The 7,546-nt window shown below is 67.5% G+C and carries 8 protein-coding genes and 1 pseudogene; 2 read left to right on the top strand and 7 right to left on the bottom strand.

Annotated features, from left to right (window positions below; genetic code table 11):
* From AC1D1G_RS38405 to AC1D1G_RS38395, 3 genes are all read right to left on the bottom strand, one after another.
* A partial coding sequence (locus AC1D1G_RS38405) for an oxidoreductase (protein ID WP_477956207.1) occupies positions 1-396 on the bottom strand: 396 nt, incomplete at its 3' end.
* A 5-nt stretch (positions 397-401) separates the two neighbouring features.
* Complete coding sequence (locus AC1D1G_RS38400; RefSeq protein ID WP_477956206.1) at positions 402-1,895, bottom strand: cytosine permease; 1,494 nt, start codon at positions 1,893-1,895, stop codon at positions 402-404.
* Positions 1,895-2,056 carry a hypothetical protein gene (locus AC1D1G_RS38395; RefSeq protein ID WP_283331470.1) on the bottom strand — a complete coding sequence of 54 codons (162 nt, stop codon included), beginning with the start codon at positions 2,054-2,056 and terminating at the stop codon, positions 1,895-1,897. Before AC1D1G_RS38395 ends, AC1D1G_RS38400 begins: the two co-directional genes overlap by 1 nt.
* A 129-nt stretch (positions 2,057-2,185) precedes the next feature.
* Between AC1D1G_RS38395 and AC1D1G_RS38390 the strand changes: the two genes are divergently transcribed.
* Positions 2,186-3,586, top strand: a complete 1,401-nt coding sequence (locus AC1D1G_RS38390) for a flavin monoamine oxidase family protein (RefSeq protein ID WP_477956205.1) — start codon at positions 2,186-2,188, stop codon at positions 3,584-3,586.
* Positions 3,587-3,671: 85 nt separating this feature from the next.
* Here the strand turns inward: AC1D1G_RS38390 and AC1D1G_RS38385 are convergent, their stop codons facing one another.
* The gene (locus tag AC1D1G_RS38385; RefSeq protein WP_477956204.1) at positions 3,672-4,154 is read right to left on the bottom strand and encodes a hypothetical protein; all 483 of its coding nucleotides are present in this window, start codon (positions 4,152-4,154) and stop codon (positions 3,672-3,674) included.
* Positions 4,155-4,298: 144 nt separating this feature from the next.
* On the opposite strand from AC1D1G_RS38385, the gene AC1D1G_RS38380 reads away from it, so the two are divergent.
* A complete protein-coding gene (locus tag AC1D1G_RS38380; RefSeq protein WP_477956203.1) occupies positions 4,299-5,174 on the top strand; it encodes a cyclase family protein in 876 nt (291 codons plus the stop codon).
* Between the two features lie 10 nt (positions 5,175-5,184).
* Here AC1D1G_RS38380 and AC1D1G_RS38375 read toward each other — a convergent pair whose 3' ends face one another.
* The 3 genes and pseudogenes from AC1D1G_RS38375 to AC1D1G_RS38365 all read right to left on the bottom strand — a co-directional run.
* On the bottom strand, positions 5,185-6,378 hold the full coding sequence (locus AC1D1G_RS38375; protein WP_477956202.1) for a PQQ-dependent sugar dehydrogenase: 1,194 nt from the start codon (positions 6,376-6,378) through the stop codon (positions 5,185-5,187).
* A 73-nt stretch (positions 6,379-6,451) separates the two neighbouring features.
* Positions 6,452-7,426, bottom strand: coding sequence for an L-histidine N(alpha)-methyltransferase (gene egtD / locus AC1D1G_RS38370; RefSeq protein WP_280781403.1), 975 nt, complete (start codon positions 7,424-7,426; stop codon positions 6,452-6,454).
* Positions 7,423-7,546, bottom strand: a pseudogene (locus AC1D1G_RS38365) (ergothioneine biosynthesis protein EgtC); the annotation flags it as partial. The pseudogene AC1D1G_RS38365 and the gene egtD, both read right to left, overlap by 4 nt.

The following is a 7,546-nucleotide window of genomic DNA, read 5'->3' as shown; positions in this document are numbered from 1 at the left end:
TTCGCTCGGCACGGCGGACGGTGCCAGCGCGACGGGAGTGGACCCGTCCTGCGACTCCAGGATCTCCCGGCCGGGATGGAAGATCTGCCCGACGACGACACACTCGTGGCGGTGACAGACGTCGGCGATGCGCCGGTACCCCGGGATGCAGTCGTCGTCCGTCGCCATCAGCACGTGGGACGTGTAGCGGGCGGTCTCGTGAACGCCTGCGACCTGGACCACGATCATGCCGACACCACCGGCGGCGCGGGCTTCGTGGTAGGCGACCAGTTCGTCGGTCACCTTCCCCTTCTGCACGAGAACGGTGTCGTGCCCGGAAGACACGATGCGGTTCGCGAGCGTCACGTTCCCGATGCGAAGCGGGGAGAACAGGTGGGGAAAGAGCTGTGACGTCATATCTTTCACCTTTCGACGCCCGCGGCGACGCGCGGCCGGCGGTCGTAGCCGCCGAGTCCGAGCGGCTGCACGAACGTCTTGGTCAACACGACATGGAGCGTGCCGGCGACGAGGAACGCCGGAATCGAGGCGGTGGTGTACGGAAAGAGCGAGGACGGAATGTAGGTGACCGGATTGAGCAGCAGAGCGTACGTCGCCGCGCCCGCAGCCACGGAGGCGAACGCGAAGGCGTTCACACCACCCCAGTACCCGTAGCAGGAGCGCGCACTGGGCAGGTACAGGTCGCGAATCCGCAGGACACCCCGGCGCAGCAGGAAGAAGTCGACTATCTGCACGGCGCACAGCGGCGCCACGAGAATCGCACCCCAGGACAGGAATCGACCGTAGTTGTCGTAGACGGCCGAGGGGAAGAAGACGAGGATCGCAGCGGGTCCGAGGATGAATGCCACCAGCACCGGCCAGGGCGTGCCGCGGAGCAGCTTCCCGCCACCGCCCTTGAGCGCCACCATGGAGGCGTACCCCTGGGAGAGGATGGCGGTGACGTTGGCGAAACCGATGACGATCAGGGCCAGGACGCCCAGCACGACTCCGGCGAGCGGGATCATCCACTCCGTCGGATCTTCGAGGTTCAGCGCCAGCGCCGCGAAGACACCGACGACCGCCGCGRCCACGGACGCGGCGAAGAGTCCGAGCCAGTTCGGCCAGAACGCCGCACGCGGACCCCGGGTGAGCCGCGCCAGGTTTCCGACGTTCGGCCACCACGCGAACCCGCCGGCGATGTTCAGTTCGATCGCGACCATGAAGCTGGTGTGCGGGTCGCTCTCCGGGTCGAGCGGGGGCAGACTGGCCAGTTCGGACCAGGATCGCTTGGTGAACACCATGACGAGAATCCCGACGATGATGAGGACGAGGACGGGTGCGATCACCCGGCACACRGACTCGACCGAGACCGGTCCCCGGGCGAGGACGAGCCAGGACAGGACCACCGCCACCAGCCCCAACAGGCTCACTGCCGCGCCGGTCTGGGAGATCTCGACCCCGAAGACGTTGTCGATGACGTTCACCAGGCCGTGCCCGAACATGATGGCCAGAACGGCCGACCACGCCGCCGCGAAGAGCGTGGACATCACGACCATCACGATTCGGGCGCCGTTGCTGCCGAATACGCTGCGCAGGCCGACGAACTGCTCGATGCCGTACTTCGCCGACGGCAGGCACGGCGCGAGCGAGACGAGGAAGACGCTGATCGCGTAGCCGATGACGATGCTCGCGATCGCCTGTACCGCGCCGACGTAGTACGCGACGGCGGCGCCCTGCAGAAACGCCCAGGTCGCCACGGCCAAGCCGATGTTGACCGCCGAGTAGTCCCAGAAGCCCCAGATCCGCTCCGCCGGCAACAACGGTAGTTCGTTCATCGTGGCGTCCGTGCCGTCGTCGCCGGTCCCGCCTGCACTTCCCAGTTCCGTGGTGGTGCGGTCCTGCCGCTGCCCGTCCAGCATCAGTACGCCCACCAGAGCATGACGGTGATCGTGGCGACGATCCCGGCGATGGCCGCCGCGACGTCCCGCCACGGAAGGTCGGGCAGGATCATCCCGCCTCCGCCGGGGGATTCCAGGAGGAGCAGTCGCCTCTCGAGTTCCTGTTCGAATGCGTCGTCCACGCGATCCCCATTTCTGATTGGCGGGCCAGTTATCAATAGTCTGTGGCACGGGTCACAGCGTGTCAACCCTCGAATCTTCCCGCAGGAAACCAGAATTGAGTATTGACTGGCGAGCCAATCAAGAACAGGATGCTGGTCATGACGAACACGAAGGATCACCCGACTGCCCTACCGGCCCACGTTCGGACCGTCGTGGTCGGCGCGGGGTACGCAGGCCTGTCCGCCGCACTCTCGCTGCACGACGACGGCATCGACACCGTGATCCTCGAGGGATCCGACCGCGTCGGCGGAAGGGTGTGCTCCGAAAGGAGAAGGGACGGTGTCGTCGTCGACCACGGCGGGCAATGGGTCGGCCCCACCCAGAAGCATCTGCTCGCCCTCGCCGAACGCTTCGCCTGCCCGACCTTCCCCACGTACAACACGGGCGAGCACATCGAGCTGTGGCCCGACGGTGCACAGCGGTGCTACACCGGCGCCGGTCCCGACGACGGCCCCGGCATGGACGAATACCTGGCTGCCGCCGACCGCATCGACGAACTCGCGAGGACCATCGACCTCGACGACCCCACGGCCACTCCGGACATCGAGAAGTGGGACAGCGAGACCGTCCACTCCTACGTCGAGCGGACCGTCGCGAACGAAGACGCCCGTCGGCGACTCGCGCTCGCCGTCGAGGGGGTGTGGTCGATCGAGCCGCGCGATCTGTCGCTGTTCCATCTGCTGTTCTACGTCGCATCGGCCGGCGGATTCGACCAGCTGATGGAAACCGAGGGCTGCGCGCAGGAGCGCCGATTCCGGGACGGAGCACAGTCGACGGCGCTGGCCGTCGCAGAGCATCTCGGCGACCGGGTCCACGTGAATACGGCGGTGCGTCACGTCGAGCACACCACCGACGGCGTGCGGATCGAGACCACCCGGGGAACGATTCTCGCCGACACCGTCGTCATGGCACTGCCGCCGTCGGCCACCCAGCGAGTCACGTTCACTCCCCCGCTGCCGGTCTCGCGCACCCGATGGGTCGAACGCAGCCCGATGGGCGACGTAGCCAAGGTGCACGCCGTCTTCGACACCCCGTTCTGGCGTGCCGACGGACTGTCCGGCCAGGCCACGATCTACGGCGACCGCGCCGTCGGAGTCGTGTTCGACAACTCCCCCGAAGATGCCGGACACGGTGTGCTCGTGTGCTTTGTCTACGGCGACCGCCAGCGGTCCTGGTCGGCGCTCTCCGACGACGACCGCCGGACCGCGATCATCGACACTCTCGTCGAACTCTTCGGCGACCGCGCCGCGTCACCGGTCGACTACACCGAGAAGATCTGGCCGCAGGACCAGTGGGCGCGAGGCGGATATGCGGCGAGTCCCACCCCCGGAACGTGGTTCGCACACGGGCACGACGGCTGGCGCGCTCCCGCGGACCGCATCCACTGGGCGGGCTCGGAGACCGCGAGCATCTGGAACGGCTACATCGACGGCGCAATCTCCTCCGGCGCGCGTGCTGCCGAGGAGATCCGGAAGCAACTGTCCCACTGAACCAACGGGACGCTCGTTCGATCTGGCGCAACGAGCGTCCCGTTCGTGCGGAGGGCGGAGCAGCGGCGGGGAGCCCCGAGGACGCTCAGGGGACGAAGAAGTACCCCAGGCCCGGAACGATCGTCGCCGAGGATTCGCCGAGGACGGTCGCCGTCACGTGCCCCGACCCTGTGGGCACGTCGACGACCGGTTCTCTGCCGGGCACTCCGAAACTGCCCGACGGAACGGTCACCGTTCCGGTCGCCCCCGTGCTGAGATTGAGCCACCGCACCGTGGTGGCGGAGGTGTACGTCGTGCAGTTCGCTCCCGGGGTGAACGCCGGGCACATGCTCGTCGCCGACAGCCGCGCGATCCCCGGTCCCGGACTCGCGCCGGTGGAGGCGGCGAGCGACACCGTCGCGAAGGGAAACGGGTCACCGATGACCCCGGTGAACGGGATCTGGAACGCCGTCGTGGCCACCAACACCGGATCCGGTACGGCGGCGGCGATGCCGGCGGACGCGGTGGTCAGCGCCACCGCTGCGGCGCAGGTGCCGACGATCGTGCCGAGACTGTGCCTCGTTGCCATGGTCAACCCTTCGTCACGTCGTGGAATCATGTTCCGGCTCTTCGACTGTATCGATCGACCACGTCGCGCGTGCGCACTCCGGGATACCGGCGCGGCGAACCTTATGATGTAGCGAACCGCGACCGACCAGCGAAGGAGCCGCGTATGTGCTCGCCCCGCATCATGACTCACGTCTACGGAACCATCGAGAAGCGCGGCGCCCCGATGAGTCGACGGTCGTTGTTCGGAGCGGTGGGCGCGGCAGCACTGGCGGCAGCGGTCGCACCGGCGACGGCATCGGCTGCCCCGACATCGGAGGCGTCGATCGTCGATCTCACCCATGTGCTCACTCCCAGCTTTCCTGTGTGGCCTGGCGCCCATCAGTTCGCGATGCGGACGCTGGCGCGGATCGGTGACGCTCCGATTCTGCTCGGCTCCGTCGCAATCGGCGCTCCCAGTGTGTTCTACAAGAACGAACTCCGCTACGACGAGCACACCGGCACTCACGTCGACGCGCCGGCGCATGCAAGCGTGAACGGCCTCACCGTCGAGCAGATTCCGCCCCGCGACCTGGTGGTGCCCCTCGCCGTCGTGGACATCTCGGTGCGGGCCCGACCCGACAACGACACGCTGCTCACCCGGCAGGACCTCCTCGACTGGGAGTCCGATCACGGCCCACTCCCCGACCGCTGCATGGTGGCGATGAACTCGGGATGGGACGGCCGCGCCGCTCAGCCCGCGACGTTCACCAACCAGGACAACACGGGTGTGCAGCACACACCCGGATTCGACCCGGACGCCGTCGAGTTCCTCGTCCGGGAACGCGACATCGTCGCGTTGGGATCGGACACCCTCAGTGTCGACGCGGGCCGTAGCACCACATACGGAGCACATCTCGCGGCGCTCGGCGCCGGGAAGTACGCGGTGGAAGCTCTCGCGAATCTGTCGCAGGTTCCACCGTCCGGCGCAACCGTCATGGTCGGCGCCCCCACCCACGCAGGAGGATCCGGCGGCCCCTGCCGGACCCTCGCGTGGTTCTGACGTGTGAAGGTCAGCCCTGCGGGGTGACCCGGAGAACCTGGTCGGTGGAACCGTTGTCCGTGGTGACGAGCAGCGAACCGTCGGCGGTCGGGGTGACCGACCGGAGGCGACCGTACTGGTTCTGCAGGCCGAACGTCTGCGCCGTCACCGACTGCCCGTCCGCGGCGAGACGCAGGAAGATCAGTTGTTTCGTCTTGAGGCCGCCCATGACGAGTGCGCCGTCCCACGGTCCCCAGCCGGGGCCGGTCACGAAGGCGGCACTTCCGGTTGCGAGGGTCGTGCTGCCCGAACTCCACGCCGCGGCAACGGCTCCCGGGACGCGCGACGGATCCGTCATCGGCACGGATTCGTCGTAGATGCCGGGGATCCGATCGGGCTTGTAGCCGTAGTTCCCTCCCGCGACCAGGAGGTTCACCTCGTCGTCGCGGGTCGTTCCCTGATCCACGGCGTAGATGCGGCCCGTTCCGGGCTGTTGCGCGAGACCCTGCGCGTTCCGGTGCCCCCGGGTGTAGACGGGGCTCGCCGGGTCCGGATTTCCGGCTGCGGGGGTGCCGTCGGTGTTGATGTGGAGAGTCTTGCCGCCCAGTGAGTTCGGATCCTGCGACACGGTCGGCTGCGCCGTGTCGCCGGTGCCGACGAACAGGGTGCCGTCGGCGGCCGTCAGTATCCGGCAACCGCCGTGACGTCCCTCGTTGACAGGGATTCCGGTCAGGATTGCGGCACCGCGGGTCAGGGTCGTCCAGCCGGCGTCGACGGTCCACGACTGGATCCGGATGTCGGTGACGCCACCGCCCTGGAATCCCTGGCACGTGTACAGGGTACGCGTGTGCGTGAAATTGCTCGCGAGTGCAATACCCATCAACCCGGTCTCGGACTGCGCGTACAGGTCCGAGAGATCGGCGGTGACCGGGCCGGTGCTTCCGTCCGCACGCCGGACGAAGAACCCGCCCGAGCGCTGACCGGTGAGGACCGCGCCGTCCGGGGCCTGCACCGCGTCCCACGGATGGTCGAGCCCGTCGAGAATCGGAGTGACCGTCAGCGCCGGAAGCGTGTCCTCCGTGGGAATTCCCGGGCCGTCGCTACCCGAACCGAGGCTTCCTGTGTCGAATGGGAAGGGCAGCGGCTGAGCGGAGGACTGTGCGGCGGGGAGGCCGATCACGGACGCGGTGGCGAGAGCGAGGACAGCGAGCTTCGAAGGACGCACAAGTTCTCCTCGGGTCGATTGCGCACTACGCGGTCACTATAAGCGCGATCGTGCCCGAAGTTGATCTTGTCGGTCAGTTCCGCGCGGCGCACACCAGCGCGAAGCGGTCGTCGGGATCGGTCCAGGTGCGGTCGACGTCGAATCCCGCCTCCGCCAACTCCCGTCGGATCCCGTCGAGGGTGAACTTGGCCGAGATCTCCGTCCGCAGCTGCTCACCCGCGGTGAACTCCACGTCCAGATCCAGCTCCTCCACGCGGATCGACATCGCACGCTCGGCCTCGAGCCGCATCTCGATCCATTCGTTGTCGGCGTCCCACAGCGCGACGTGCCGGAACTCGTCCACCGGGAAGTCGGCGTCGAGCTGCGTGTTGAGTACCTGCAGGACGTTGCGGTTGAACTGGGCGGTCACCCCGGCGGCGTCGTCGTATGCGGGGACGAGGACGGCGGGATCGATCACCAGTCCGACACCGAGGAGGAGGTGCTCCCCCGGTTCGAGGACGTCGGCGATTCCGGAGAGGAACTCCGCACGCTCGGCCGGAACCATGTTTCCGAGGGTGCCACCGAGGAACGCGATCGTGCGGCGCCCACCGCGTGGAAGGTGGTGCAGCGACTCGGTGAAGTCGCTGACGACACCGCGCACGGTCAGATTCGGGAACTCCACGCCGATCTGCTCCGCCGCACCCTCGAGCGCGGACACCGACACGTCCTGCGGCACGTACGTATGGAGACTTCCGTGCCGCGTACCGGCGCCCAGCAGGAGCCGTGTCTTCTCCGAAGACCCGGATCCGAGTTCCACGAGAATCTCCGGCGCCGCGACCTCGGCGATCTCCCCCGAATATCGTCTGAGCAGTTCCCGTTCCGTACGCGTCGGGAAGTATTCGGGCAACGCGGTGATCTGCTCGAACAGCTCGCTCCCGCGGGCGTCGTAGAAGTATTTGGGAGGCAGCCATTTCGGGTTCGACGTGAGCCCTACGGTGGCGTCCTTGCGCAGAGCGGCCTTGAGCTGCTCGGGCTGCAGGTACACCTCGAGGGTCGGTGTGGTGGTCATCGTGCTCCCATCTCGAGCGGGGTGACGAGCAGGTGTCCGGGGCGTGCGCTGACGAAGTGACGGTCCGGAATCGATTGCCATGCGGGGTTGTCGTCGTAGGGTTCGGACATCACGATGGCC

The sequence above is a fragment of the Rhodococcus sp. P3_B8 genome (assembly GCF_056402775.1).
The sequence above is the reverse complement of the archived record's forward strand: the minus strand, read 5'-3'. Positions and strand labels throughout refer to the sequence as shown.

Coding starts and splice junctions, on each gene's coding strand:
- egtD (WP_280781403.1), bottom strand. CDS start 7,426: ATGACCACCACACCGACCCTCGAGGTGTACCTGCAGCCCGAGCAGCTC.
- AC1D1G_RS38380 (WP_477956203.1), top strand. CDS start 4,299: ATGTGCTCGCCCCGCATCATGACTCACGTCTACGGAACCATCGAGAAG.
- AC1D1G_RS38390 (WP_477956205.1), top strand. CDS start 2,186: ATGCTGGTCATGACGAACACGAAGGATCACCCGACTGCCCTACCGGCC.
- AC1D1G_RS38385 (WP_477956204.1), bottom strand. CDS start 4,154: ATGGCAACGAGGCACAGTCTCGGCACGATCGTCGGCACCTGCGCCGCA.